Annotated in this window: 21 protein-coding genes; 3 read left to right on the forward strand and 18 right to left on the reverse strand. The window is 62.2% G+C overall.

The window, feature by feature from the left end; translation table 11 throughout:
- Positions 1–151: 151 nt before the first annotated feature.
- Positions 152–2,200 (forward strand): putative bifunctional diguanylate cyclase/phosphodiesterase, encoded by a 2,049-nt coding sequence (locus CDO35_RS08700; protein ID WP_099523891.1) that lies wholly within the window; start codon positions 152–154, stop codon positions 2,198–2,200.
- A 24-nt stretch (positions 2,201–2,224) separates the two neighbouring features.
- Here CDO35_RS08700 and CDO35_RS08705 read toward each other — a convergent pair whose 3' ends face one another.
- Entirely contained in the window at positions 2,225–3,232 is a 1,008-nt protein-coding gene (locus CDO35_RS08705) for a TRAP transporter substrate-binding protein (RefSeq protein ID WP_099523893.1), read from the reverse strand.
- A gap of 312 nt (positions 3,233–3,544) precedes the next feature.
- Between CDO35_RS08705 and tam the strand changes: the two genes are divergently transcribed.
- Positions 3,545–4,306 (forward strand): trans-aconitate 2-methyltransferase, encoded by a 762-nt coding sequence (gene tam, locus CDO35_RS08710; RefSeq protein ID WP_099523894.1) that lies wholly within the window; start codon positions 3,545–3,547, stop codon positions 4,304–4,306.
- Between the two features lie 128 nt (positions 4,307–4,434).
- Here the strand turns inward: tam and nuoN are convergent, their stop codons facing one another.
- The 13 genes from nuoN to CDO35_RS08775 form a co-directional block, all read right to left on the reverse strand.
- On the reverse strand, positions 4,435–5,919 hold the full coding sequence (gene nuoN, locus CDO35_RS08715) for an NADH-quinone oxidoreductase subunit NuoN (RefSeq protein ID WP_099523896.1): 1,485 nt from the start codon (positions 5,917–5,919) through the stop codon (positions 4,435–4,437).
- 19 nt (positions 5,920–5,938) lie between these two features.
- On the reverse strand, positions 5,939–7,468 hold the full coding sequence (nuoM, locus tag CDO35_RS08720) for an NADH-quinone oxidoreductase subunit M (protein WP_099523899.1): 1,530 nt from the start codon (positions 7,466–7,468) through the stop codon (positions 5,939–5,941).
- A gap of 13 nt (positions 7,469–7,481) precedes the next feature.
- Positions 7,482–9,332 (reverse strand): NADH-quinone oxidoreductase subunit L, encoded by a 1,851-nt coding sequence (gene nuoL, locus CDO35_RS08725; RefSeq protein ID WP_099523901.1) that lies wholly within the window; start codon positions 9,330–9,332, stop codon positions 7,482–7,484.
- Positions 9,329–9,637, reverse strand: a complete 309-nt coding sequence (nuoK, locus tag CDO35_RS08730) for an NADH-quinone oxidoreductase subunit NuoK (protein ID WP_003460477.1) — start codon at positions 9,635–9,637, stop codon at positions 9,329–9,331. Before nuoK ends, nuoL begins: the two co-directional genes overlap by 4 nt.
- Positions 9,634–10,143 carry an NADH-quinone oxidoreductase subunit J gene (gene nuoJ / locus CDO35_RS08735; protein WP_041979356.1) on the reverse strand — a complete coding sequence of 170 codons (510 nt, stop codon included), beginning with the start codon at positions 10,141–10,143 and terminating at the stop codon, positions 9,634–9,636. The genes nuoK and nuoJ overlap by 4 nt, the downstream gene beginning before the upstream one ends.
- Positions 10,144–10,152: 9 nt before the next feature.
- The gene (gene nuoI, locus CDO35_RS08740) at positions 10,153–10,701 is read right to left on the reverse strand and encodes an NADH-quinone oxidoreductase subunit NuoI (protein WP_003460474.1); all 549 of its coding nucleotides are present in this window, start codon (positions 10,699–10,701) and stop codon (positions 10,153–10,155) included.
- 13 nt (positions 10,702–10,714) lie between these two features.
- A complete protein-coding gene (nuoH, locus tag CDO35_RS08745) occupies positions 10,715–11,707 on the reverse strand; it encodes an NADH-quinone oxidoreductase subunit NuoH (protein WP_099523903.1) in 993 nt (330 codons plus the stop codon).
- Positions 11,704–14,427 (reverse strand): NADH-quinone oxidoreductase subunit NuoG, encoded by a 2,724-nt coding sequence (gene nuoG / locus CDO35_RS08750; RefSeq protein WP_099523905.1) that lies wholly within the window; start codon positions 14,425–14,427, stop codon positions 11,704–11,706. The genes nuoH and nuoG overlap by 4 nt, the downstream gene beginning before the upstream one ends.
- Before the next feature lie 58 nt (positions 14,428–14,485).
- On the reverse strand, positions 14,486–15,832 hold the full coding sequence (gene nuoF, locus CDO35_RS08755; protein ID WP_099523908.1) for an NADH-quinone oxidoreductase subunit NuoF: 1,347 nt from the start codon (positions 15,830–15,832) through the stop codon (positions 14,486–14,488).
- Entirely contained in the window at positions 15,829–16,323 is a 495-nt protein-coding gene (nuoE, locus tag CDO35_RS08760; RefSeq protein ID WP_425048532.1) for an NADH-quinone oxidoreductase subunit NuoE, read from the reverse strand. Before nuoE ends, nuoF begins: the two co-directional genes overlap by 4 nt.
- Positions 16,324–16,325: 2 nt before the next feature.
- Positions 16,326–18,107 carry an NADH-quinone oxidoreductase subunit C/D gene (gene nuoC, locus CDO35_RS08765; RefSeq protein ID WP_099523910.1) on the reverse strand — a complete coding sequence of 594 codons (1,782 nt, stop codon included), beginning with the start codon at positions 18,105–18,107 and terminating at the stop codon, positions 16,326–16,328.
- A gap of 63 nt (positions 18,108–18,170) precedes the next feature.
- Positions 18,171–18,848, reverse strand: coding sequence for a NuoB/complex I 20 kDa subunit family protein (locus CDO35_RS08770; protein ID WP_013715478.1), 678 nt, complete (start codon positions 18,846–18,848; stop codon positions 18,171–18,173).
- Positions 18,849–18,858: 10 nt separating this feature from the next.
- A complete protein-coding gene (locus CDO35_RS08775; protein ID WP_099523912.1) occupies positions 18,859–19,272 on the reverse strand; it encodes an NADH-quinone oxidoreductase subunit A in 414 nt (137 codons plus the stop codon).
- Positions 19,273–19,840: 568 nt separating this feature from the next.
- On the opposite strand from CDO35_RS08775, the gene CDO35_RS08780 reads away from it, so the two are divergent.
- Complete coding sequence (locus CDO35_RS08780; protein ID WP_099523914.1) at positions 19,841–21,238, forward strand: pectin acetylesterase-family hydrolase; 1,398 nt, start codon at positions 19,841–19,843, stop codon at positions 21,236–21,238.
- Positions 21,239–21,283: 45 nt separating this feature from the next.
- Here the strand turns inward: CDO35_RS08780 and CDO35_RS08785 are convergent, their stop codons facing one another.
- The 4 genes from CDO35_RS08785 to CDO35_RS08800 all read right to left on the reverse strand — a co-directional run bounded on the left by CDO35_RS08785 (position 21,284) and on the right by CDO35_RS08800 (position 25,701).
- Complete coding sequence (locus CDO35_RS08785; protein WP_099523916.1) at positions 21,284–21,946, reverse strand: hypothetical protein; 663 nt, start codon at positions 21,944–21,946, stop codon at positions 21,284–21,286.
- A 152-nt stretch (positions 21,947–22,098) separates the two neighbouring features.
- Entirely contained in the window at positions 22,099–23,694 is a 1,596-nt protein-coding gene (locus tag CDO35_RS08790) for an isocitrate lyase (RefSeq protein ID WP_074678646.1), read from the reverse strand.
- Between the two features lie 559 nt (positions 23,695–24,253).
- Positions 24,254–25,063: a secretin N-terminal domain-containing protein gene (locus tag CDO35_RS08795; RefSeq protein ID WP_099523917.1), complete on the reverse strand. Its 810-nt coding sequence runs from the start codon at positions 25,061–25,063 to the stop codon at positions 24,254–24,256.
- Positions 25,060–25,701: a DUF7931 domain-containing protein gene (locus tag CDO35_RS08800; RefSeq protein ID WP_099523919.1), complete on the reverse strand. Its 642-nt coding sequence runs from the start codon at positions 25,699–25,701 to the stop codon at positions 25,060–25,062. Before CDO35_RS08800 ends, CDO35_RS08795 begins: the two co-directional genes overlap by 4 nt.
- Positions 25,702–25,703: the final 2 nt, after the last annotated feature.

A 25,703-nucleotide genomic window follows, 5' to 3' on the forward strand; every position in this document is an offset into this window, starting at 1 on the left:
GAATAAGCATCAGGTGCATGCGCAGCCTGACCTGGGAGCTAAGTTTCCGCTAAGATTCGCACTCTAGTATCAAGTGATCGCAACTGGCCATTATTGGTGTGGGGCAGCTATTGCCCTTCGGTCGTGCGTCCTTTCTGTTCAGAGTCCCGCGATGCTGATTGGTAGTTACGATTTCGCCCTGGTCTTTCTCTCGCTTTGCGTGGCGATCCTGGCGTCCTATACCGCCCTCGACCTGGCGGGGCGTATCACTGGCGCCCAGGGTGCGGCGCGGGTGCTGTGGATCGGCGGTGGTGCCGTGGCCATGGGGCTCGGCATCTGGTCCATGCACTTCGTCGGCATGCTCGCCTTCAGACTGCCGATAGACCTTGGCTACGACCTTGCCATCACCCTGCTCTCACTGGCCATCGCCATGCTCGCCTCAGGCTTTGCCTTGTGGTTGGTCAGCCAGCCCGAACTGCCGGCCTGGCATCTATGCCTGGGTGCTGTAGCCATGGGCGCCGGCATCGGTGCGATGCATTACATCGGCATGGCCGCGATGCGCATGCAGCCCGGTATCGTCTATGACCCGCTGCTCTTCGCGCTGTCGCTGCTGATCGCTGTCGCCGCCTCTGGCGCTGCCTTGCTCATCGCCTTCCGCCTGCGCCGTCATACGCGCCATGTGCGTTTGTTTCGCGGCGGGGCGGCGGTGATCATGGGCTTTGCCATCGTCGGCATGCATTACACTGGCATGGCAGCTGCGAATTTCCCCGAAGGCAGCTTCTGCGGCGCAGCCTTCAGCGGCCTGGACAGCGGTTGGCTGGCGAGCCTGGTGATCGTCACAACCCTTGCCGTGCTGGCCATCGCCTTGCTGACCTCGATTCTCGACGCACGTCTGGAAGCACGCACCGAACTGTTGAGCAGTTCGCTGGCCAAGGCCAATGCCGAACTCACCCAGTTGGCACTGCACGATGGCCTGACCAAGCTGCCCAATCGCCTGCTGCTGGAAGATCGCATCAATCAGAACATCCTCAAGTTGCAGCGCAATGGCGGTTATTTCGCCTTGCTGTTCATGGACCTGGACGGCTTCAAACCGGTAAACGATGCCTTTGGTCATCACGTTGGTGATCAATTGTTGGTCGCGGTGGCGCAGCGTCTGCGTGCCCATCTACGCGCCAATGACAGCCTGGCGCGTATCGGTGGTGACGAGTTCGTGCTGCTGGCCGAGTTGCGTCATCCGGATGATGCAAGCAACGTGGCCAGCCATGTGGTGGGGCTGCTCAGTCAGCCCTTCGAGATCGACGGTCATGAGCTGCGTGTCTCCACCAGTGTGGGGATTGCGTTGTATCCGGGAGATGGTATCGATCAGCAGGAGTTGCTGGTCAATGCTGATGCCGCGATGTATCACGCCAAGAGTCTGGGCAAGAACGGTTACAGCTTCTTCAAGAGTTCGATGAACACCAATGCGCGGCAGCAACTGCAGTTGCTGCATGATCTGCGCGTGGCCCTGGAGCGCGGCGAGCTGCGCCTGCACTACCAGCCAAAGTTCGCCAGCGGCTCTGGGCGCATGCTCGGTGCCGAGGCCTTGCTGCGTTGGCAGCATCCGCAGCAGGGGTTGCTGGCGCCGGTGCGCTTCATCGGGCTGGCGGAGAAGACTGGGCTGATCATTCCCATCGGTGACTGGGTGCTGGATGAAGCCTGTCGGCAAATGCGCTTGTGGTACGAGCAGGGCCATCAGGACTGGCGCGTGGCGGTGAACCTCTCGGCGCTGCAGTTCTGCCATGGTGAACTGGTCGAAACCGTGCGCCAGACCTTGGCCAGGCATGCGCTGCCGGCCAATTGCCTGACTCTGGAAATCACCGAAAGCACTGCCATGCATGATGTGAGCGCCAGCCAAGTGATTCTCGAACAGCTCGCCGAAATGGGGGTGGACATCGCCATCGACGATTTCGGTACCGGCTATTCAAGCCTGCTCTATCTCAAGCGTTTGCCAGCTAATGAACTGAAGATCGACCGTGGTTTCGTGCGAGACCTGGAGCACGACGGCGATGACATGGCTATCGTCTCCGCCATCGTTGCCCTGGGCCAAGCGCTTGACCTGCGCATCGTCGCCGAAGGGGTCGAGACGCCCGAGCAACAGGCGTTCCTTACCGAATTGGGCTGTGACTCGTTGCAGGGTTACCTGCTCGGGCATCCACTACCGCCCGAGCATATTCCCAGCTGATCGGTGCTTGGCGGATATCCGCCATCAATTGCGCTGCTTGCGATTGACCGTCTGTGCGGCCTTGATCACGTCGCTGCCGATCACCGATTCGAACTGCTGCCAGACCGGGCGCATGGCGTTGCGCCAGGCTTCGCGCTCTTCGCTGCTGAGGTTGATCAACTGGCTACGGCCGGAGTCGATGATGCGTTGGCGGTCAGCCTGGTTGGCGGCTTCGGCCTGTTTGTTCACCGCATAGGTGACTTCATCGATGATGGCTTCCAACTCCACACGGATCTGATGCGGGATGCCGTACCAGAAGCGTGAGTTGCTCACCAGCATGTAGTCCAGCACGCCATGGTTGGTTTCGCTGATGAACGGTTGTACTTCGTGCAATTTCTGACTGTAGATGTTCGACCAGGGGTTCTCCGCACCTTGCACCTGACCGCTCTGCAGCGCCTTGAACACTTCTGCGAAGGGCAGCTTCTGGGTGCTGGCGCCAACCTGGCCGAATTGCGCCTCCAGCACCGCCGAGGGCTGAATGCGGAAGCTCAGACCATTGGCGTCACCGGGTGTATGCAACGCGCGGGTCGCAGAGAGTTGTTTCATGCCGTTGTGCCAATAGGCCAGGCCGACGATGTTATGGTCTTCCATCGAGCGCAACAGTTGGCGGCCTTTTGAGCGCTTCTGAAAACGGTTGACGGCTTCGATGTCGTCGAACAGAAATGGCAGGTCGAACACCTGCAACTGTTTGGTGTACTGCTCGAATTTGGCCAGGGAGGGCGCCAGCAGCTGCACCTCATCGTTGCGCAGTGCCTCCAGCTCGTTGGCGTCACCGTAAAGGCTGGAGTTCGGGTAGACCTCGACCTTGACCTTACCGGCCAGACGCTCCTCGACCAGCTGTTTGAACATCAGTGCGCCCTGGCCCTTGGGCGTGCCATCGGCGACGACGTGGGAAAACTTGATCAGGATAGGTTCATCGGGCAGTGCCGTATTGGCACCAAGAGAGGCTAACGCCAAGGCGCATGCGGCCAGGGCGCGGACTGGATTGAACATACTGCTTCCTTTTCTTCTTGTCGGTTGCGACGCCTTTACGGCGGCCTCGTGTTGGTCGCTCCACTGTTCTGCTATGGGAATATAGGCAGCATCCCAGACAGTTCAGAGCTGATCCTTGCATGGCAAGGGTTATGCCAGTGTGGCGAATTTCCGCCAGCCTGCCAGGGCTGGTAAAAAGCCTGTGATCTGGCGCACAGGCGGTGGCGGATAACCGCCATGTTCCAGAAGCTTTACAGCGGAAAACTGCCGGTGGCGGAGTGCGGCGCGTGGCCTGTTATCCTCTGCCGGTCGAATGAAGCCAGGAGTTTTCTGATGAGTTGGTCTGCCCAGCAATATTCGCTGTTCGAACGTCAGCGTACCCGCCCGGTACATGACCTACTGGCAGCGGTACCGCGCGACGGTATCGAGTTGGCCGTCGACCTGGGGTGCGGCCCCGGTAACTCCACTGCCGTGTTGCAGGCGCATGCGCCTGAGGCGCGGGTGATCGGCATCGACAGCAGCGAGGACATGTTGCGTGCGGCGCGCGAACGGTTGCCGCAGGTGACTTTCCAGTTGGCGGATATCCAGCACTGGCAGGCCGAGTGCGCGCCGCAGCTGATCCTGGCCAACGCCTCGCTGCAATGGCTGCCCGATCACGCCCAGCTATACCCGAGATTGCTGGCGCAGTTGGCACCTGGTGGCTGGTTGGCGATCCAGACACCGGACAATTTGCAAGAGCCCGCGCATCGCCTGGCCCGCGAAGTGGCGGCAAAAGGGCCGTGGGCTGAACTGATTGGTGACGTGCGTCATGCCGAGCGGCACAGCGCACAGACTTACTACGACATCCTTAGTACTCAGGCCTGTGAGCTGGATATCTGGCGTACCACCTACTTCCATGTGCTGGACGATGCTGCTGCGGTGGTGGAGTGGTTCAAATCCACTGCGTTGCTGCCATTCCTGCAGCCGTTGGATGCCGAGCAGCAGGCAGCTTTTCTCGAACGCTATCAGGCGGCGATCGGTGAAGCCTACCCGGCGCAGGCCGATGGTCGAGTATTGTTGCCGTTTCCGCGTCTGTTTTTGGTCGCTCGGCGCTAGCGCAACAAGCTGTCGCGGCTAAAGCCCTTCCCACAAGTCACCATGAATCTGTGTGGGAGGGGCTTTAGCCGCGACCCCTAAAAGAAAGCCCCCGCATCTGCGGGGGCTCTTCGTTTGCGGGGCTTCGCCTACTGCGCCAGGGCGACCAGTCCTGCCTGCTGCACCAGCTCCAGCAGCGGCTGCGGGTACACGCCGAGGAAGAAGGCGAGCAGGGCAACGACCAGCAGCATGATACCGCCGGCGCGCTGGCCCCAGTCGAAGGGCGCGTCGTGGCGATGCAGGTTGGGTTCGCGCATGAACAGGGTGACCATCACCCGCAGGTAATAGAACACGCCGATGGCGCTACCCAGCACCATGGCACCGAGCAGCCACCACAGTTGCGCCTCGACGCCGGCAGCGATCACGTAGAACTTGCCGATAAAGCCTGCGGTCAGCGGAATGCCGGCCAGCGACAGCATCATCACCGTGAGCACGGCGGTCAGGTACGGGCGGCGCCAGAACAGGCCACGGTATTCGTACAGCGCATCGGCATCGCGGCCGCTGTAGGGCGTGGACATCAGGGTGATCACACCGAAGGCGCCCAGGCTGGTCAGCACGTAGGTGGCCAGGTACACGCCCACGGCTTCCACCGCTAGCCCCTTGCTGGCGATAAGGGCCACCAGCAGGTAACCGAAGTGGGCGATGGAGGAATAACCGAGCAGGCGCTTGAGGTTGTTCTGCAGCAGCGCCAGCAGGTTACCGACCAGGATTGAGGCAATCGCGATCAGCGTCAGCAGCTCGCTCAGCCAGCCGCCGCTCATGGCCGGGGATATCTGGTACAGGCGCAGCAGCACGGCGAACACCGCCACCTTGCTGGCAGTGGCCAGGAAGGCGGCCACCGGCGCAGGGGCACCTTCGTAGACGTCCGGCGTCCACAGGTGGAAGGGCACCAGCGACAGCTTGAAGGCCAGGCCAATGAGCATCATGCCGATGCCGATCTGCACCAGCTGGCTGCTCTCGCGCATCAGGCTGGCGCCGATATCGGCGAAGGCCAGATTGCCGGACTCGGCATACAGCAGCGCCATGCCGAACAGCAGGAAGGCTGAACCAGCGGCCGACAACACCATGTACTTGATGCCGGCTTCCAGCGAGCGCTTGTTGAAGAAGGCGTAGGCGATCATGCCGTAGGTCGGTACCGACAGCAGTTCCAGGCCAATGAACAGGCTGGCCAGGTGCTGCGCGCTGACCAGCACCAGACCACCGGCTGCGGACAGCAATACCAGCAGGTACAGCTCCTCGCGGTTGCCCGGATAGCCCTTGCCCGAATCACCGCCCAGGTAAGCATGGATCAGCGTGATGCAGGCCAGGCTGGCCGCTAGTACCAGGGCCATGTAGTAGCAGGCGAAGGTGTCGATCAGCAGCAGCGGGGTGACCTCTAGCGGCGCCACCTCCAGCGTCGGAATCAGCGACAGCAGCGCCAGGTTCAGGCCCACCACCGAGAGGATGAATGTCACCGTGTGATTGCGCTTGGCGGCGATGGCTAGCATCACCACGACAGCGGTAAGGCTGGTTACCAGCAGCGGCAGCAGGGCGATCAGGTGTTGCAGGGTGAAGTCGACAGCGTGATGTTCCATGAGTCTCTAATCCTTACCCTTACCGGCCCGAGGCGAGTTGATCGAGGGCGCCAGCCATCCACTGCTGCACGCCGTGCATGCTGGCAGCGGAGGTGTCGAGCACCGGTTGCGGGTAAACGCCAAGCAGAATCAGCAGCACGCCTAGGCCGAGCACCATGGCCAGCTCGCGCGGTTTGAGGCCGGGCAGCGGCGCTTCCTGTTGCACCGGGCCGAAGTAGGCGCGGTGAATCATCGCCAGGGCGTACACCGAGCCGAGCACCAGGCCGGTGGCAGCCAGCACCACGACCCAGGGTGCGCTGGGGAAGCTGCCGAGCAGAATGAGGAATTCACCGACGAAGTTGCCGGTGCCCGGCAGGCCCAGCGCCGCAGCAGCGAAGAACAGGCTGATGGCTGGCAGCCAGGGCATGCGCGCCCAGATCCCGCCCATCTGGCGCAGGTCACGGGTGTGCACGCGCTCGTACAGTTGGCCGCAGAGGATGAACAGCGCAGCAGCGGACAGGCCGTGGGCGACCATCTGCACAACCGCACCTTGCAGGGCGATCTGGCTGCCCGAATAGATGGCGATCAGCACGAAGCCCATGTGCGAGACGCTGGAGTAGGCCACCAGGCGCTTGATATCGGTCTGCGCGAACGACAACAGCGCGCCGTAGACGATGGCGAACACGCCGAGCCACTGGGCGATGGGGGCGAATTCGGCCGAAGCGTTGGGAAACAGCGGCAGGGCGAAGCGCAGCAGGCCGTAGGCGGCGGTTTTCAGCAGGATACCCGCCAAGTCAACGGAGCCAGCGGTCGGTGCCTGGGCATGGGCATCCGGCAGCCAGGAGTGCACCGGCACCACCGGGAACTTCACCGCGAAGGCGACGAAGAAACCGAGCATCAGCAGGTATTCGGTGCCAGGCGCCAGTTCGGTCTTCAGCAGGTCGGCATAGTTGAAGCTGAGCACGCCGGTCTGGTTGAAGTGCACGAACACCAGGGCCAGGATCGACACCAGCATGATCAGGCCGCTGGCCTGGGTGAAGATGAAGAACTTGGTAGCAGCGGTGATACGGGTACGACCGTCGCTGCCGCTATGACCCCAGAGCGCGATGAGGAAGTACATCGGCACCAGCATCATTTCCCAGAAGAAGAAGAACAGGAACAGGTCGACGGCGAGGAACACGCCGACCACGCCGCCGAGAATCCACATCAGGTTGAGGTGGAAGAAGCCGACGCGGTTCTGGATCTCGTTCCACGAGCAGAGTACCGAGAGCACACCGAGCAGGCCGGTGAGCGTCACCATCAGCACCGACAGACCGTCCATCGCCAGGTGAATGGTGATACCCAGGCGTGGAATCCAGTCGATGACGAACTCGTGGGCCCAGCGCGGGCCGCCGTCCGGGGCCGGTGCCAGGGTGAAATCACCGCTGACCCATAGCCACAGACTCAGGCCGAACAGCAGGCCCATGGTGATCAGCGCGATCCAGCGCGGCAGGACGTGGCCGAAGCGCTCGCCTTGCCAGCACAGCAGGCCGCCGATGAAGGGGATCAGGATTAGCCAGGGCAGAATCATCAGGCTGTTTTCCTTAACTCAAAAAGAGGATGACGGCGAGCACCAGCACGGCGCCCCCGGCGATCGAAGCGGCGTACCAACGCACCTGGCCGGTTTCGCTGCGCACCAGTGCGGCGTTGCCACCGCGCGCGAGCAGCGGAATCAGGCCGATGCCGCGGTCGATGGGGTCGCGGCGCAGCAGATGGCAGAGCGCAAGGTAGGGGCGCACGAACAGTTTGTCGTAGAGCCAATCGAAGCCCCAGGCGGCGAACCACAAGGCGCTCAACAGGCGGCCTGGCGCGCTCTGCGCCACGGCAGAGGCAACGCGGCGCCGGCCGAGGAAGAGCAGGGCGGCGATGACGATACCGCTCACCGCGATCAGCCCCGAGAGCAGTTCCAGGCTGTGCTTGGCCTCGCCACCGGCATGGCCGGCACTTTCCGGCAGCACGCCAGCCAGCGGCGGGGTGATCCAGGCGCCGATGAAGGTCGACAGCACGATCAGCACCATCAGCGGCAGGTTGTGGGCGATGCCATGACCAGCGTGTGCCTCGGTCTTCTGCTCGCCGTGGAAGGCGATGAAGATCAGGCGGAAGGTGTAGATCGAGGTCAGGAAGGCACCAACCAGGCCAGCGTAGAGCAGCTCGCTATGGCCGCTGGCGAAGGCCTCCCAGAGGATTTCATCCTTGGAGTAGAAGCCGGCGGTCAGCAGCGGCAGGGCGGCCAGCGCCGCGCCGCCTACGACGAAGCTGGCGTAGGCCAGCGGCAGCTTCTTCCACAGACCACCCATCTTGAAGATGTTCTGCTCGTGGTGGCAGGCGTGGATCACCGCACCGGAAGCGAGGAACAGCAGGGCCTTGAAGAAGGCGTGGGTCATCAGGTGGAAGATCGCCGCGTCCCAGGCGCCGACGCCGAGGGCGAGGAACATGTAGCCGATCTGGCTCATGGTCGAGTAGGCGAGGATGCGCTTGATGTCGGTCTGCACCAGTGCGGCGAAACCGGCCAGCACCAGGGTCACGCCGCCGACGATGCCGACCAGTTCGAGAATCTCCGGGGTCAGCAGGAACAGGCCGTGGGTACGGGCGATCAAGTAGACGCCCGCGGTCACCATGGTCGCCGCGTGGATCAGCGCCGACACCGGGGTCGGGCCGGCCATCGCGTCGGCCAGCCAGGTCTGCAGCGGCAATTGGGCGGATTTACCGACCGCGCCGCCCAGCAGCATCAGGGTGGCGACCCACAGCCAGGCGTCATTGGCCACGTATTTTTGCGGTGCCAGCACCATCAGCTCCTGAATGTTCAGGGTGCCGAGGTTGATGAACAGCAGGAACATGCCGATCATCAGGAACACGTCGCCGACGCGGGTGACGATGAAGGCCTTGAGCGCTGCGTTACCGTTGGGTACGTGCTTGTAGTAGAAGCCGATCAGCAGGTACGAGCACAGGCCGACGCCTTCCCAGCCGAAGAACAGCACCAGCAGGTTGTCGCCTAGAACCAGCAGCAACATGCTGAAGATGAACAGGTTGGTGTAGGCGAAGAAGCGCGAATAGCCTTCCTCGCCGCGCATGTACCAGCTGGCGAACAGGTGGATCAGGAAACCCACGCCGGTGACCACACCGAGCATGGTCGCGGACAACCCATCCAGATGCAGGGTGAAGCTCGGCGCCAGGCCTTCGACGCTCATCCACTGCCACAGGGTCATGCTGTAGGTGCCGTCAGCCGGCGGATTGCCGAGAAAGGCGGCAATGACCCAGGCGGCGCTGGCGGCGGCCAGGCCGATGGAGCCGACACCGATCAGCGCACTGGTGTTTTCCGAGAAGCGTCCGCGCGAGAAGGCCAGCAGCAGCCAGCCGAGCAGCGGGAAGAATAGAGTCAGGGCTAGAAGGTTCATCCGCGCATCTCGCTGGCAGCGTCGATATCCAGGGTGTTGAAGCGGCGATACAGCTGCAGCAGGATCGCCAGGCCGATGCTGGCCTCGGCGGCTGCCAGCGTGATCACCAGAATGAACATCACCTGGCCGTCAGCCGCGCCCCAGCGGGCGCCGGCCACGACGAAGGCCAGTGCAGCGGCGTTCATCATCACTTCCAGGCTCATCAGGATGAACAGGATGTTGCGCCGCACCATCAGACCGACCAGGCCGATGCAGAACAGCACGCCGGCCAGGGCCAGGCCGTGTTCGAGTGGGATGCCGGTCATACGGTGGGCTCCTTGGCGTCATGGCGGCCCAGGTGATAGGCAGCGACCAGTGCGGCGAGCAGCAGCATGGAGGCCAGCTCTACCGCCAGCAGGTAGGGGCCGAACAGGCTGATACCGACTGCCTTGGCTTCCACTGTGGTGTGGCCGATATGGGCGTCGCTGACGTGATTGAGCAGCACATAGAGCAACTGGCCGAGCAGCAGGGCGCTGAGAATCGCCGGGCCGACCCAGATACCGGGCGTCAGCCACTTGCGCTCCTGCTCGGCGGCAGCCGGGCCGAGGTTGAGCATCATCACCACGAAGACGAACAGCACCATGATGGCGCCGGCATAGACGATGATTTCCAGCGCACCGGCAAAGGGCGCGCCGAGGGCGAAGAACACCATCGACACCGCCAGCAGCGAGACGATGAGATAGAGCAGGGCATGCACCGGGTTGGTATTGGTGACCACCCCGACCGTTGCTGCCACCGCCACACCGGCGGCGAAGTAAAACGCGAATTCCATCAGAAACTCCTAAGGCAGCAGGCTCTTCACGTTGATCGGCTCGGCCTCGTTCTGCGCGGCGCCCTTGGGCTTGCCGGCGATGGCCATACCGGCAACGCGGTAGAAGTTGTAGTCCGGGTTCTTGCCGGGGCCGCTGATCAGCAGGTCTTCCTTCTCGTACACCAGATCCTGGCGCTTGAACTCGCCCATCTCGAAATCCGGGGTGAGCTGGATCGCGGTGGTCGGGCAGGCTTCCTCGCACAGGCCGCAGAAAATGCAGCGCGAGAAGTTGATGCGGAAGAACTCCGGGTACCAGCGACCGTCGTCGGTCTCGGCCTTTTGCAGCGAGATGCAGCCCACCGGGCAGGCCACTGCGCACAGGTTGCAGGCGACGCAGCGTTCCTCGCCGTCGGGGTCGCGGGTCAGGACGATGCGGCCACGGTAGCGCGGCGGCAGATAGACCTGTTCTTCAGGGTATTGCAGGGTGTCGCGCTTACGAAAGCCATGGCTGAACACCATGGCCAGGCTACGCAGTTGGGTGCCGGTACCGACCAGCACGTCCCATATGTATTTGAACATTCTGTGGTTCTCCTTACTGGGCCGTGGCCAGCACGACGGCGCCGGTCACCAGCAGGTTGATCAGGGTCAGCGGCAGGCAGAACTTCCAGCTGAAGGCCATGACCTGGTCATAGCGCGGGCGTGGGATCGACGCGCGCAGCAGGATGAAGATCATGATGAAGAAGGCCGTTTTCAGCGCAAACCAGAAGAACGGAATCTGCGGCAGGATGCCGAACGGGCCGTGCCAGCCACCGAAGAACAGGGTTACCAGCAGCGCCGACACGGTGACGATGGCCACGTATTCGCCGACGAAGAACATGCCCCATTTCATCCCGGCGTATTCGATGTGGTAACCGTCGGCCAGCTCCTGCTCGGCTTCCGGCTGGTCGAACGGGTGACGGTGGGTCACCGCGACAGCAGCGATGAAGAAAGTACAGAAGCCGAAGAACTGCGGAATGATGAACCACAGGTTCTGCGCCTGGTAATCGACGATGTCGCGCATGTTGAACGAGCCAACCTGCGCCACCACGCCCATTAGAGCCAGGGCCAGGAACACCTCGTAGGACACCGTCTGCGCCGAAGCACGCAGGGCACCGAGCAGGGCGAACTTGTTGTTGCTTGCCCAGCCAGCGAACAGCACGGCATACACCGACAAGCCCGCCATGGCGAAGAAGAACAGGATGCCGATGTTCAAGTCCGCCACGCCCCAGTTCGGGGTGATGGGGATAATGGCGAAGGCCATCAGCATCGCCGAGAAGGCGATCATCGGCGCCAGGATGAAGATGAACTTGTCGGCGAACGGCGGCGTCCAGTCCTCCTTGAAGAACATCTTGATCATGTCGGCGGCGATCTGAAACATGCCGAACGGCCCCACACGGTTGGGGCCGTAGCGATCCTGCCACCAACCGAGCAGACGGCGTTCGACGAAGCTCAGCAGCGCGCCGCAGACCACCACCACCAGCAGGATGACGATGGCCTTGAGTACCGCGATGACGATCTCGATCAGTTCGGGCGTCAACCAGCTCATTGCGCGGCCTCCTGCAGCAGGGTCACGCTGGCGCCGGCGACTGTTGCCGGAATGCCCGGCAGGCCAACCGGCAGGCCGACCAGACCGACGGCCAGATCATCACGCACCTGCAGTGGCAGGCGCAGTGCCTGGCCATTGACGCGCAGGGCCAGCAGCGCACCGTCGTTCACGCCCAGGCGTGCCGCCTCATCGCGGGCCAGGGCCACGTAGGGCTCGGGCATGCGTTCCTGGATCGGTTTGGCACGCGCGGAGTTTTCCTCGCTGCCGAACAGGTGGTGCAGCGGCGCCACCTGCCAGGTGCCAGCTGCCGGGTTGAACGCAGCATTGACGGCGAACCAGGGCAGGGCGCTACCGGCGGCTTCGAGCAGGCGCACGCCGGGGTCGCCGGCACGCAGATGACCACCGACCTCGTCCTGGAACTTGTTCCAGGCCTGCGGCGAGTTCCAGCCCGGCGACCAGGCAAACGGAATCTGCTGCCGATCTTCCTTGCTGCCGGCGTAGCCTTCCATGGAGAAGGCGAAGGCGCTGTCCTGATCCTGCGGCTGACGCGGCTCGTGCACGCTGATGTTGGCGCGCATGGCGGTGCGGCCGCTGTAGCGGTGCGGCTCGCGGGCGAGCTTGAGGCCCTTGATGCGGAACGAGGCGCTAGGCGCGGCGTCCTTGATCCCGGCCAGCAGCGGGTTGCTGGCGGCGCAGGCCTCGGTGACCTGATCCAGTTGTGTCCAGTCCACGGCCTTGCCTTGCAGGGTGCTGTGCAGCGCGTGCAGCCAGCGCCAGCCTTCGCGGATCAGAATATTGCTGTCGTAGTAGCTCGGCTCATAGACCTGGAAGAAGCGCTGGGCGCGACCTTCGAGGCTGACCAGGGTGCCGTCGCCTTCGGCGAAGCTCGCCACAGGCAGCAGCAGGTGGGAGCGTTCGCTGGTGGCGGTGTGCTGGTGATCGGCGACGATCACTGTCTGTGCGGCGCTGAGCGCTGCATCGACCTTGGCGGCATCGGCGCGGCGGTACAGGTCGTTTTCCAGCACAATGACGGCATCGGCCTGGCCGTTGCTCAAGGCATCCAGCGCAGCATCGACGGATTCACCGCCCTGCTCTTTATCCAGAAGCAGTGCCAGACCCAGGCTGTTGGCTTCCGGTACCACCAGGCTCAGCGAGCCGTTCTTCTCGCGGTTCTTCAGCGCGCTGGCGATATTGGCGGCAGCTTCGATCAGGGCTTTGTCGCCCAGCGAGGCCCCGGAGACGATCAGCGGGCGTTGGGCCGCCAGCAGGGCATCGGCGATGCGCTGTACCAGCGCCTGCGCCTCGGCTTCCAGACCGTCGACGGCCGGTGCGCTCGGATCGATGGCATGCGCCACTGCGAAGCCCAGGCGGGCGAGATCAGCCGGCGCGGCCTGCACGCTTTCGGCGGCCACATCGTCCAGGCGGGTTTCCGCGACGCTGGCGATAAACAGCGGGTGACGAGCATGCTGCGCAACGTTCTGCACCGCTGCCATGTGCCAGTCCTGAATACGCGCACTTGCAGCGATCTCGGTGGCCTTGCCCTTGACTGCCTGGCGCAGGGCCAGGGCCATGCGTGCGGCGGTCTGGGTCAGGTCTTCACCAAGAACGAAGATGGCGTCGTGCAGCTCGACATCGCGCAGGGTCGGCGTCGGCAGCGGGCCGTTCTGCAGGATGTCGCGGATCAGGCGGATATTGGCCAGTTCGCTGGCGGCGATGCCGCTATAGAAGTTGCTGGCGCCCACCAGTTCGCGCAGGGCGAAGTTGGCTTCGAGGCTGGCGCGCGGCGAGCCAATGCCAATCACTCGCTTGTCCTTGAGCAGCTCGGCGGCCTTGTCCAGCGCGGCATCGATGCCGATGGCCTGGCCAGCCAGCAACGGCTGGCGCGGGCGATCCGCATTGTTGACGTAGCCATAGCCGAAGCGGCCGCGGTCGCAGAGGAAGTACTGGTTGACCGAGCCGTTGAAGCGGTTCTCGATGCGGCGCAGCTCGCCGTAGCGCTCACCGGGGCTGATGTTGCAGCCGCTGGAGCAGCCGTGGCAGATGCTCGGGGCGAACTGCATGTCCCACTTGCGGTTGTAGCGCTCGGAGTGGGTCTTGTCGGTGAACACGCCGGTCGGGCAGACCTCGACCAGGTTGCCGGAGAACTCACTTTCCAGCGTGCCGTCCTCGACACGGCCGAAGTACACGTTGTCGTGTGCGCCGTAGACGCCCAGATCGGTGCCGCCGGCGTAGTCCTTGTAGTAGCGCACGCAGCGGTAGCAGGCGATGCAGCGGTTCATCTCGTGGGCGATAAACGGGCCCAACTCTTGGTTTTGATGAGTCCGCTTGGTAAAGCGGTAGCGCCGGGCGTTGTGCCCCGTCATCACCGTCATGTCCTGCAAGTGGCAGTGACCACCTTCCTCGCACACAGGGCAGTCGTGTGGGTGATTGGTCATCAGCCATTCGACGACGCTGGCGCGGAACGCCTTGGACTCGTCGTCGTCGATGCTGATCCAGGTGTTGTCGGTGGCGGGCGTCATGCAGGACATGACGATACGACCACGGGTGTCGTTCTCGTCGTTGTACTGCTTGACCGCGCACTGGCGGCACGCACCGACGCTGCCAAGCGCCGGGTGCCAGCAGAAGTAGGGGATATCGAGTCCGAGGGACAGGCAGGCCTGCAGGAGGTTGTCTGCTCCATCGACTTCGAAATCTTTGCCGTCTACGTGGATAGTGGCCATTTCTTTAAGTCTTCGTTTACCCGCTGGTTAAAGCGGCTGGCTAAGGGAATTCGTCTGTTCAGCTCGCGGTTGCCGGCGTGCGGGGCGTACTCGCCACCTGGGCCACACCAGCCTCGAACTCTTCACGGAAATACTTGATGGCACTGCCCAACGGCTCCACGGCGCCTGGCGCATGCGCGCAGAAGGTCTTGCCCGGGCCGAGGAAGTTGACCAGGCCGAGCAGGGTCTGGATGTCTTCGGCGGTGCCTTGCTTGCGTTCCAGGGCGCGGAGGATCTTCACGCTCCACGGCAGGCCATCGCGGCATGGCGTGCACCAGCCACAGGACTCGCGGGCGAAGAACTCTTCCATGTTGCGTAGCAGGGAAACCATATTGATCGAGTCGTCGACCGCAAGCGCCAGGCCGGTGCCCATACGCGTGCCGACCTTGCCGATGCCGCCGGCGTACATCTGCGCCTCGAGGTGCTCGGGCAGCAGGAAACCGGTACCGGCGCCGCCAGGCTGCCAGCACTTGAGCCTGTAGCCGTCGCGCATGCCGCCAGCGTAGTCCTCGAACAGCTCGCGGGCGGTGATACCGAACGGCAGTTCCCACAGGCCGGGGTTCTTCACCTTGCCGGAGAAGCCCATCAGCTTGGTGCCGTGGTCTTCGCTGCCTGGGCGGGCGAGGCTCTTGTACCAGTCGACACCGCCCGAAATGATCGCGGGCACGTTGCATAGGGTTTCGACGTTGTTGACGCAGGTCGGCTTGCCCCAGACGCCGACGGCAGCCGGGAAGGGCGGCTTGGCGCGCGGGTTGGCGCGGCGGCCTTCCAGCGAGTTGATCAGCGCGGTTTCTTCGCCGCAGATGTAGCGGCCGGCGCCGGTGTGCACGAACAGCTCGAAATCGAAGCCGCTACCAAAGATGTTCTTGCCGAGCAGGCCGGCGGCCTTGGCTTCCTCGATGGCGCGGTTGAGGTTGGCTGCGGCGTCGACGTACTCGCCACGCAGGAAGATGTAGCCACGATAGGCCTTGAGCGCGCGCGCCGAGATCAGCATGCCTTCCACCAGCAGGTGGGGCAGCTGTTCCATCAACATGCGGTCTTTCCAGGTGTTGGGCTCCATTTCGTCCGCGTTGCACAGCAGGTAGCGGATGTTCATGGATTCGTCAGCCGGCATCAGGCCCCACTTCACACCCGTGGGGAAGCCTGCGCCGCCACGGCCCTTGAGGCCGGACTCCTTGACGGTCTGCACGATGTCGGCCTGGGCCATTTCGGTCAGTGCCTTGCGTGCAGCCGCGTAGCCGTTCTTCTGCTGGTATTCCTCCAGCCATACCGGCTGGGCGTCGTCACGCAGGCGCCAGGTCAGCGGATGGGTTTCTTCGCTGCGAGTGATGCGGTTGGCTGGGCCGATGGAGGTGAGGGTCTTCATTTGTAGGCCTCCAGCAGCTTGGCGACGCCGTCAAGTTGCACATCGCCGAAGGTGTCGTCGTCGATCATCAGCGCCGGGGCCTTGTCGCAGTTGCCTAGGCAGCACACCGGCAGCAGGGTGAAACGCTCATCGCTGGTGGTCTGGCCGAGGCCGATGCCAAGCTGCTTCTGCATCTCACTGACCACCGATTCATGGCCGCCGATGTAGCAGGTCATGCTGTCGCATACGCGAATCACATGGCGGCCCACCGGCTGACGGAATATCTGGCTATAGAAGGTGGCCACGCCCTCGACGTCGCTGGCGGGAATGCCGAGGATCGCGCCAATGGCGTCAGCGGCGCCGTCAGGCACCCAGCCGCGGGCCTTCTGCACGATCTTCAGCGCTTCGATGCTGGCAGCGCGCGGGTCTTCGTAGTGGTGCATCTCGTGCTCGATGGCCGAGCGCTCGGTTTCGCTGAGAACGAAACGGTCTGTCTTGATAAGCGTATTCATGATCAGCGGTCCACGTCGGCCATGACGAAGTCGATACTGCCCAGATAGGCGATCAGATCCGCCACCATGCTGCCGCGGATCACCGAGGGGATCTGCTGCAGGTGGGCGAAGCTGGGGGTACGAATCCGGGTGCGGTAGCTCATGGTGCTGCCGTCGCTCGTCAGGTAGTAGCTGTTGATGCCCTTGGTCGCCTCGATCATCTGGAAGGCTTCGTTGGCCGGCATGACCGGGCCCCAGGAAACCTGCAGGAAGTGGGTGATCAGGGTTTCGATATGCTGCAGCGTGCGCTCTTTCGGCGGCGGCGTGGTCAGCGGGTGATCGGCCTTGTACGGGCCTTCCGGCATGTTCTTCAGGCACTGATCGATGATGCGGATGCTCTGGCGCATCTCTTCGACGCGCACCATGCAGCGATCATAGGCGTCACCATTGGCCGCCAGCGGCACTTCGAATTCGAAGTTCTCATAGCCGGAATAAGGGCGTGCCTTGCGCAGGTCGAAATCGCAACCAGTGGCGCGCAGGCCGGCGCCGGTGGTACCCCATTCCAGCGCTTCCTTGGTGTTGTACTGCGCTACACCGATGGTACGGGCCTTGAGGATGCTGTTCTTCAGCGCCGCCTTCTCGTATTCGTCGAGGCGCTTGGGTAGCCAGTCGACGAATTCCTTGACCAGCTTGTCCCAGCCACGTGGCAGGTCGTGGGCGACGCCACCGATGCGATACCAGGCCGGATGCAGGCGGAAGCCGGTGATGGCTTCGATCACCTTGTAGGCGCGCTGGCGGTCGGTGAAGGTGAAGAACACCGGGGTCATGGCGCCGACGTCCTGGATGTAGGTGCCGAGGAACAGCAGGTGACTGGTGATGCGGAAGAACTCGGCCATCATCACGCGGATGAAGTCGACGCGGGCCGGCACCTTGATGCCGGCGAGTTTTTCCACCGAGAGCACGTAGGGCAGGTTGTTCATCACCCCGCCGAGATAGTCGATGCGGTCGGTGTAGGGGATGAAGCTGTGCCAGCTCTGCCGTTCGGCCATCTTCTCGGCACCACGGTGGTGGTAACCGATTTCCGGCACGCAGTCGACGATCTCTTCACCGTCGAGCTGCAGGATGATGCGGAAGGCGCCGTGGGCGGATGGGTGGTTGGGGCCGAGGTTGAGGAACATGTAGTCCTCGTGCTCACCACCACGCTTCATGCCCCAGTCTTCGGGACGGAAGCGCGCAGCTTCTTCCTCGAGCTGTTGCTTGGCCAGGGTCAGGCTGAATGGATCGAATTCGGTGGCGCGCGCCGGGTAGTCCTTGCGCAGCGGGTGACCTTCCCAGGTCGGCGGCATCATGATCCGGCTCAGGTGCGGGTGGCCGGCGAAGGTGATGCCGTACAGATCCCAGACTTCACGCTCGTACCAGTTGGCGTTGGGCCAGATACTGGTGGCGGTGGGCAGGTTGAGGTCGCGCTCGGACAAGGCGACCTTGATCATCACATCACTATTACGCTCCAGCGACATCAGGTGATAGAACACCGTGAAGTCGGCATCGGGAAGGCCGCGACGTTGGGTGCGCAGGCGCTCATCGACGCCGTGCAGGTCGTAGAGCATCACGTAGGGACGCGGCAGGTTGCGCAGGCAGGTGAGCACTTCGATAAGGCGCTCACGGGCGACCCAGAGAACCGGCATGCCGGTGCGGGTCGCTTGCAGGGTGAAACTGTCGTCGCCAAAACGGGCGCGCAGTTCGGCGACGACGTCCTGGTCGTCAGCCTTGTAAGGCGGTATGGACACAACGGTGTCTTGAGTCATGGTCTCGGTCGCTGTCGATCAACGTAGAAAGTGGGCATGACGCTTGCGCAGGCAAGCATCGGCTCAGACTTCGTCGGGGCTACGCAGGTTGGTAACGGCGATTCGCTGCTCGCGGCGCTGTTCCTTCTGCGAAGGCATTTCGGCACGGTAGATGCCTTGATCGCCAACGACCCAGGATAGCGGGCGGCGCTCCTGGCCGATGGATTCCTGCAGCAGCATCAAGCCTTGCAGGAACGCCTCCGGACGGGGCGGGCAGCCGGGAATGTAGACGTCCACGGGGAGGAACTTGTCCACGCCCTGAACGACCGAGTAGATGTCGTACATGCCGCCGGAATTGGCGCATGAACCCATGGAGATGACCCACTTGGGCTCCAGCATCTGCTCATAGAGACGCTGGATAACCGGCGCCATCTTGATGAAGCAGGTGCCGGCGATGACCATGAAGTCGGCCTGGCGGGGTGATGCGCGAATGACTTCCGCACCGAAACGCGCCACGTCATGCGGGGCGGTGAAGGCGGTGGTCATTTCCACATAGCAGCAGGACAGGCCGAAGTTGTACGGCCACAAGGAATTCTTGCGCCCCCAGTTGACCGCGCCGTTAAGCACGTCCGAGAGCTTGCCCATGTAGATGTTCTTGTGAACCTGGTCCTCTAGCAGCGGGTCGGAGACGACCTCCCGCTGGCCGATCGGATACGCCTCGTTGGGCGCATTCGGGTCGACCCGAGTAAGTTTGTATTGCATCGCCAAAGCCTCATTGTTTTAGCTTCGCCTGCCGTTCACGACGTCCCTGCGGTGCCCAATCGAGCGCGCCGATACGCCAAAGATAGACAAGACCTGCCAACAGAATTGCTATGAAAACTGTAGCTTCGATCAGGCCCGCCCAGCCGCTTTCGCGCACCGAGACTGCCCAAGCGAAGAGATAGAGGGCTTCAACGTCGAAGATCACGAAGAGCATCGCGACCAGATAGAACTTGGCTGACAGGCGCAGACGCGCGCTGCCGGTAGGAAGCATGCCCGACTCGAAAGGCTCGTTCTTGCTGCGCCCCCAGGCCTTGCTACCGAGCAGGCTGGAAACACCGAGCATGAAGGCGATGAGCCCGCAGACACCCAGCAAGAAAACAGCGAAAGCCCAGTTCTGGGACATGGTCATTACCGCATCAGGCATGCCGGTACTCCTTGAATTAAGGAACGGCTTTTAATCTATTTAGCGACCAGACACCGTCGAGGGCGTTGGCGCGAAGTGTGTATACAATACTATGTGCAGACCAACTGTAAGTAAATTTTTCAGAGAAAAATTATTCCCTAAATTCGATCATTTCTGATTGATTTGTCGCATCGGTGTAATTCTGAAGCGAGCCGTATGGGCTGGCGTTTCAGGACTATAGCTGATGACTCTGCTCTGGCAATTTCAAGGCGCATTCATCCGGCTAATTTGCCTCATTTCGCAGCGTGATTGCCCTCAGCGAGATGAGCAATTCGCTGCCACTTTGGTGTTAAGGCGAAAGCATCGAATGGCTTGCTGGATTCTCAAAACGTATAGCCGGCGGCATGGCTTATCACTAAACGTTATTCATCTCCAGGTGCCGTCCAACTGATCTTGTACTAACGTGCATGAATCGCCCCGTGGCGATGCGCAGTTGATCGAGCAGTGCCCACCATCCGCTGGGTCTGCGATGTTGCCCTGCCTGGGTATGCCGACCCTTCGTACGAATAACAATATGAGGGGTTTTGCCATGCCTGTTGTCCAGTCGTTGCCGCGTATTGTCCCAGCCGTTCTGTTGCTAGCCCTGAGCGCGCCTGCCAGCGCGGAGTTGGGTGATTACAATTTCTGGCAGAGCTTGAGCAATCTGGTGTCGCCGCCCAGGGCCGACAATCCGGTGACGCCTGCGCAGCGTGTCGGACCCTACCCGTTGTTGGCTAACCCGAGTGGTTTCAACAGCGGCTTCAATCCCAGTAATTACTACGGCTGGCAAACGATTCAGATGGCGCCGCAGACCGGGGCGGTGTGCGGCAATGGCTCGCCATACAAGTTCTTCATCAATCGCGTGCCGAACACGCGCAATACCATCGTTTACCTGGAGGGCGGTGGTGCCTGCTGGGACTACGCCAGTTGCAGCGGGCAAAGTGGCATACGTGGTGCGCGCAATCCGGATGGGATTGCCAATGACTACATGTCGCTGCTCAATCCGGGCGCAAGTCTGGTCAGCCCCTTCGTCGTGCGTCTGCACCCCTGGACGCGCGTCAAGACGCAGAACTGGAACATGGTCTATGTGCCGTATTGCACGGGCGATATCTACTCCGGCGACAAGGTGGCGATCTACGAAGACCCGCAAGGGGCAAATCCGCCGTTGGTATGGCACCACAACGGCTTGCGGAACATGCGCGCGGTTGTCGGGTGGCTGAAGGACAACCTGCCACGACCGACGCAGATGCTCACCACAGGGTGCAGTGCAGGCGGCGCCGGCAGCCTGACCAACTACGCCAATCTGCGCCAGGACATCGCGCCGGATCGTGGCTATCTGATCAACGACTCCGGGCCGGTGTATACCGCCTTGGCTGGCGATAATCAGGCGTACCCCTCTTATCCGCTGCAGACCCTGATCCGTCAGGCTTGGGGCCTCGATGCCGCTCAGGGGCCTTTGCAGTACCTGCAGGCGCGTCTGCCGGGCTTCAACAGCAACGACCTGGGCAGCCTGTATCCGGCGCTTTCAAGCAATCTGCCGGGTGATCGCATGGGGCATACGCATTTCTGGCAGGACCTGAACTATTCATCCTATTCCTATGAGCGCTTCTACCCGGAGATCGTCAATGCGCCGAACCAGGCTGCCAAGGAGGCCCTGATCAAGCAGCGCTGGGCGACGGACACCACGCGTCTGCGCAGCCAACTGGCCAGCCTGGGTAATGTCGGTGGTTATTTCCCGCAGTTCCGTAACGTCAACGAAAGCCATTGCACCAGCATCATCGAGTTCGCCAACTCCGATATCCAGGAGCAGAATCTGCAGTTGGACAACTTTGTCAGCAGCGTTCTCGATGGCAGTGGACAGGTACTGGATGCTTCGGAAAGCAGTGATATGGCTGACCGCAACAAACCCTTCAATCTGCTTTATTACCTGCTGGACCAGATGCTCTGAACAGGGGTTGAACCAACGCGGCGACAACTTGGGTTGTCGCCGCGTTCAGCTGTTGGGAGCTTGTCGGTAATTGCGCTCGCGGGCCTCTTGCAGGCGTTGTCGTAGATATTGGTCGCGTGTGAGTCCATCGGGAATGTTCTGCAGTTCGAGCACCTCCTCGACGATGCGTTTTTCCTCGGCCTTGTAGCGCTCGAAGTTGGGGTCAGGCTGCTGCTCCAGCCTGGCTTCGCGCTCTGCGCTGATGACCTGATAGCGTTTGATCAGCGCTTCGGCGCGTGCTTTCTGCTCAGCTTCGTCCTCGCTGACGGCCTTGATCAGGGCAATCTGCAGCAGCAGGGTCTCGCTCAATGCAAGCTCGCCTCGCTGCTCCATAGCATCGAGCCCTTTGCTCAGGTCCTCCGCCTGTGCTTCGCGCTTTTCGGCGTCGAGCTGCTTTGCGTGCTCGATGAGGTCTCTATAGCGCTGATGAAATCCCAGGCGTTGTTCCTGTTGCTGGATCTCCGGGCGGGCCAGCAGTTGCAGCTGCTCCGTGCTGAGGGGCGACGATGCAGGCGTCGGGCTGGCTTGCGCGGCTTGAGGTGTCGGCAGCTGCTCGGGCTCGAGGCTGAGGCGTTCTTCAATGGCAGGGCGTTGCCAGTACCAAGTCAGGGTTGCGCTGCCGATCAGAAGGCAGCTGCCCAATAGCAGGGCGTAACGAGGCGAGGGCATAGGCAGGTTCCAGGAGGCGTCATTTGAGCTTAGGAGCTGAAAGGCCGGTTTGCCTGGACAATAAACGCAGACGAAAAAAAGCCCCGGCAAGCCGGGGCAGATTAGGCAAACAGGCTGCTGCGGATGCGTGGTCCGCAGCAGGTGAACCGTTCTTAGTGGAACTGGTTCATGGTGTTGTCTTTACCGCTCGCCTTCAGAGCAGCTTCGCCAGCGAAGTACTCTTTGTGGTTGTCGCCGATGTCGGAGCCAGCCATGTTTTGGTGCTTGACGCAGGCGATACCCTGACGCAGTTCCTGACGCTGAACACCTTTCACGTAGGCCAGCATGCCCTGGTCGGCGAAGTAGCCTTTAGCCAGGTTGTCAGTCGACAGAGCTGCGGTGTGGTAGGTCGGCAGGGTGATCAGGTGGTGGAAGATGCCAGCCTGAGCCGAACCGTCGCGCTGGAAGGTGCGGATCTTCTCGTCGGCAACCTGGGCCAGTTCGGTTTCGTCGTACTCGACGCTCATCAGTTTGGCGCGGTCGTAGGCGGAAACGTCCTTGCCTTCGGCAACCATGGCATCGAACACCTGCTGACGGAAGTTCAGGGTCCAGTTGAAGGACGGGCTGTTGTTGTAAACCAGCTTGGCATTCGGGATGGTCTTACGGATTTCGTTGACCATGGCCGCGATCTGGCCAACGTGCGGCTTCTCGGTTTCGATCCACAGCAGGTCGGCACCGTTCTGCAGGCTGGTGATGCAGTCCAGTACGCAGCGCGCTTCGCCGGTGCCAGCACGGAACTGGAACAGGTTGGAAGGCAGACGCTTCGGACGCAGCAGCTTGCCGCCGCGGTTGATCACGACGTCACCATTGCCCAGGTCGGCAGCGGACACTTCTTCGCAATCGAGGAAGCTGTTGTACAGATCGCCCAGGTCGCCCGGCTCGTTGGTTACGGCGATCTGCTTGGTCAGGCCGGCACCCAGGGAGTCGGTACGGGCAACGATCACGCCGTTGTCGATGCCCAGCTCGAGGAAGGCGTAGCGAACGGCAGCGATCTTGGCGAGGAAGTCAGCGTGAGGAACGGTCACTTTGCCGTCCTGGTGGCCGCACTGCTTCTCGTCGGAAACCTGGTTCTCGATCTGGATGCAGCAAGCACCGGCTTCGATCATGCGCTTGGCCAGCAGGTAGGTGGCTTCCGGGTTACCGAAACCAGCGTCGATGTCGGCAATGATCGGCACGATGTGAGTTTCGTGGTTGTCGATCTGGTTCTGGATCTCGGCAGCCTTGGCTTGATCGCCAGCTGCGCGAGCCGCGTCCAGGGCGGTGAACAGCAGGTCCAGTTCGCGGCTGTCGGCCTGACGCAGGAAGGTGTACAGCTCTTCGATCAGGTCGGAGACGGCGGTTTTCTCGTGCATCGACTGATCCGGCAGCGGGCCGAAGTCAGAGCGCAGAGCAGCGACCATCCAGCCGGACAGGTAGAGGTAGCGCTTGTTGGTGGTCTTCAGGTGCTTCTTGATCGAGATCAGCTTCTGCTGACCGATGAAGCCGTGCCAGCAACCCAGCGACTGGGTGTAGACGGAGGAGTCGGCGTCGTACTCTTCCATGTCCTTGCGCATGATGTCAGCGGTGTACTGAGCGATTTCCAGACCGGTCTTGAAGCGGTTCTGAGCGCGCATACGGGCGACGGACTCGGGGTTGATAGCGCTCCAGCTGCTGCCGAACTTCTCTTTCAGAGCGGCTACAGCCTTGATGTCGTTTTGATATGCGGACATGGTCAATCCTTCAAAAAATGTGTTGGTTGAGCACCGACTACCCACGCAATGCGTGCACGGATGCAGTGGCTGCGGGAGGCTTCCACTTTGACGGCGAGAATACGGCTGGGGCGAGGATTGACCGCGAGGAGGGGGGATGTGGCGAGCATTTCGAGAACGTCGCGTTTGCCGGTTGGCTCGTGGAAACCTTGGGCACCTGCTGGGTTTTCGATCTGTCTGACGCTAAACGCTTCCCCGTCCCTCAGGACAACTTCGTTCCAGTCGCAACCTCGTCGTACGGCCTTGTGGGCTGTTGGGACACGGACCGTCGCGAAGTACTTCGCGGGCGGTCTGGAGATCCTTTTCAGGACCCCTGGCTAGCGGGAGCGAGGCCATCATGCCTCTGGGAAAATGCTTCGTCAAACGTTTTGTAGTGGTTTTTTAAAACTACTACATATTCAGTCGGCGACTGCTTGGTCACGCTGTGCAGCCCATGGGGTGGGCGTTTCAGGCATTTCGCGGGTTGCGTGAGTTGTCCATGGTGCTTGCGAGGGAAAGGGATGCGACTTTGGTCGGGGGGTCAGTCGATCGCTTCGACCTTCAGGCGCAGCGACATGTCCTCGCGGCCCTGGGTGGTGTGTCGACGCAACACGTCACGGCCGCTGGAGCTGGTTTCCTCGCTGACGCCGCCCAGGGTTATCCATTCGCCGAGACGACCGCTGACGCGCGTGTCGGTGCTTTGCACGTCGATCACGCCGGGGCGGCTGTTGCTGACGCGATCGCGCTGGCTGCTGATGGCAACGTGGACGAGTTCGCCAGAGAGGCTGGCTGTCACGTAGAAACCTCGCGTCACGTCGCGATACTGGGTGTCCTGGTAAACCTGGCCGTACGGGCCGGTACTGGTGTTGGTCAGCGGCACGCTCTGGCCGACCTGGATCAGTGCCGGATAGCCTTCGGTTGCCTGTACCTGCTGGGTGCCGCCACCACGGCTGTCGGTACTGCGGCGGATGATGCGCACCTGGTCGCGGCCGTTGACTTCGCCACGGCCGACCTGGACCTCGGCATTGCCGGCGCTGAGGGTGCCGTCGACGCGATAGCCGCGGTCGTTCTGGTAATTGCTGTCAGCGCTTTCCACGGTGATCAGCAGGCGCCGCGGGCGGGTGTCGAGTTGCTGCAGCAGCACGCGCACCTCGCCGATCTTGGCCGGTGATGCATTGACGATCAGTTGGTTGCCATAGGCGCTGACCTTGCCCTCGTTGCCGAGCATCGATTGCACCACGCCGAGTACGTCGTCGGCGGTGCGGTAATTCAGTGGGATTACCTCGGTGGCCGCTTGCAGTGGCAGGCACAGGCCGAGAAGCAGGGCGGCGAACAGCGTGCGCAGGGTCATAGCAGAAAGCTCCGCAGGTCAGGGTCGGTGATGCTGGTGTCCCAGGCCTGGTCGAACTGGGCCTGGCGTTGGCGCACGCGCGCCGGGTCGTTGTACAGGGCGTAGCCGGATTGTTGATCGAGTTCAGGCCGCAAGAACAGGCCTCTGTCATCGGCAATCAGGTAGGCCAGCTCCTCGTTGGCGTAGTCCGGATGAAGCTTGCGGATATGCAGGTTGGAGGACAATCGGCGTGACAGAGCGAGCAGACGATGGCCTTCCTTCACGGCGCGAGTTGGGTCGCGTAGCAGGATACGCAGGCGCGCTCGTGGGCTGCTCAGCAAGAACCGGGTGCAGGCCTGCTGCACACTGCTGTGGTGATAGAGCCAGGGCTCCAGGTCGTCGCTGTACAGGCACAGGCTGCGCTGGGCCTGTTGGATCAACGCCAGGATGTGGGCGCGAGCCTGCTGTGGCTGGCTGAAGCGCTCCAGGCGCTCGTGCTGACCAAGTATGAACGGGGCCGGCTCCCACTGTGCCGCATCTGGCGTGATGGGGTCGGGGTTATGCACGGCAAAACGCCCCGGCGACTCGAATTCGATGGCCGCCAGTTCAATGGGATCTGGCGTATCGATCGGTTCGACCGGGGCGTCTTTGTCGTTCATCG

Origin of the sequence: Pseudomonas sediminis, from assembly GCF_002741105.1 — a bacterium.
Lineage (GTDB): Bacteria > Pseudomonadota > Gammaproteobacteria > Pseudomonadales > Pseudomonadaceae > Aquipseudomonas > Aquipseudomonas sediminis.

What these genes read in the sequence shown, in the direction of transcription:
- nuoG (WP_099523905.1), bottom strand. Translation starts at nt 14,427, where the DNA reads ATGGCCACTATCCACGTAGACGGCAAAGATTTCGAAGTCGATGGAGCA.
- CDO35_RS08790 (WP_074678646.1), bottom strand. Translation starts at nt 23,694, where the DNA reads ATGTCCGCATATCAAAACGACATCAAGGCTGTAGCCGCTCTGAAAGAG.
- CDO35_RS08775 (WP_099523912.1), bottom strand. Translation starts at nt 19,272, where the DNA reads ATGCCTGATGCGGTAATGACCATGTCCCAGAACTGGGCTTTCGCTGTT.
- CDO35_RS08700 (WP_099523891.1), top strand. Translation starts at nt 152, where the DNA reads ATGCTGATTGGTAGTTACGATTTCGCCCTGGTCTTTCTCTCGCTTTGC.
- tam (WP_099523894.1), top strand. Translation starts at nt 3,545, where the DNA reads ATGAGTTGGTCTGCCCAGCAATATTCGCTGTTCGAACGTCAGCGTACC.
- nuoM (WP_099523899.1), bottom strand. Translation starts at nt 7,468, where the DNA reads ATGATTCTGCCCTGGCTAATCCTGATCCCCTTCATCGGCGGCCTGCTG.
- nuoF (WP_099523908.1), bottom strand. Translation starts at nt 15,832, where the DNA reads ATGAAGACCCTCACCTCCATCGGCCCAGCCAACCGCATCACTCGCAGC.
- CDO35_RS08800 (WP_099523919.1), bottom strand. Translation starts at nt 25,701, where the DNA reads ATGAACGACAAAGACGCCCCGGTCGAACCGATCGATACGCCAGATCCC.
- CDO35_RS08705 (WP_099523893.1), bottom strand. Translation starts at nt 3,232, where the DNA reads ATGTTCAATCCAGTCCGCGCCCTGGCCGCATGCGCCTTGGCGTTAGCC.
- nuoL (WP_099523901.1), bottom strand. Translation starts at nt 9,332, where the DNA reads ATGAACCTTCTAGCCCTGACTCTATTCTTCCCGCTGCTCGGCTGGCTG.
- nuoI (WP_003460474.1), bottom strand. Translation starts at nt 10,701, where the DNA reads ATGTTCAAATACATATGGGACGTGCTGGTCGGTACCGGCACCCAACTG.
- nuoN (WP_099523896.1), bottom strand. Translation starts at nt 5,919, where the DNA reads ATGGAACATCACGCTGTCGACTTCACCCTGCAACACCTGATCGCCCTG.
- nuoJ (WP_041979356.1), bottom strand. Translation starts at nt 10,143, where the DNA reads ATGGAATTCGCGTTTTACTTCGCCGCCGGTGTGGCGGTGGCAGCAACG.
- nuoE (WP_425048532.1), bottom strand. Translation starts at nt 16,323, where the DNA reads ATGAATACGCTTATCAAGACAGACCGTTTCGTTCTCAGCGAAACCGAG.
- CDO35_RS08795 (WP_099523917.1), bottom strand. Translation starts at nt 25,063, where the DNA reads ATGACCCTGCGCACGCTGTTCGCCGCCCTGCTTCTCGGCCTGTGCCTG.
- nuoK (WP_003460477.1), bottom strand. Translation starts at nt 9,637, where the DNA reads ATGACCGGCATCCCACTCGAACACGGCCTGGCCCTGGCCGGCGTGCTG.
- nuoC (WP_099523910.1), bottom strand. Translation starts at nt 18,107, where the DNA reads ATGACTCAAGACACCGTTGTGTCCATACCGCCTTACAAGGCTGACGAC.
- CDO35_RS08770 (WP_013715478.1), bottom strand. Translation starts at nt 18,848, where the DNA reads ATGCAATACAAACTTACTCGGGTCGACCCGAATGCGCCCAACGAGGCG.
- CDO35_RS08785 (WP_099523916.1), bottom strand. Translation starts at nt 21,946, where the DNA reads ATGCCCTCGCCTCGTTACGCCCTGCTATTGGGCAGCTGCCTTCTGATC.
- CDO35_RS08780 (WP_099523914.1), top strand. Translation starts at nt 19,841, where the DNA reads ATGCCTGTTGTCCAGTCGTTGCCGCGTATTGTCCCAGCCGTTCTGTTG.
- nuoH (WP_099523903.1), bottom strand. Translation starts at nt 11,707, where the DNA reads ATGAGCTGGTTGACGCCCGAACTGATCGAGATCGTCATCGCGGTACTC.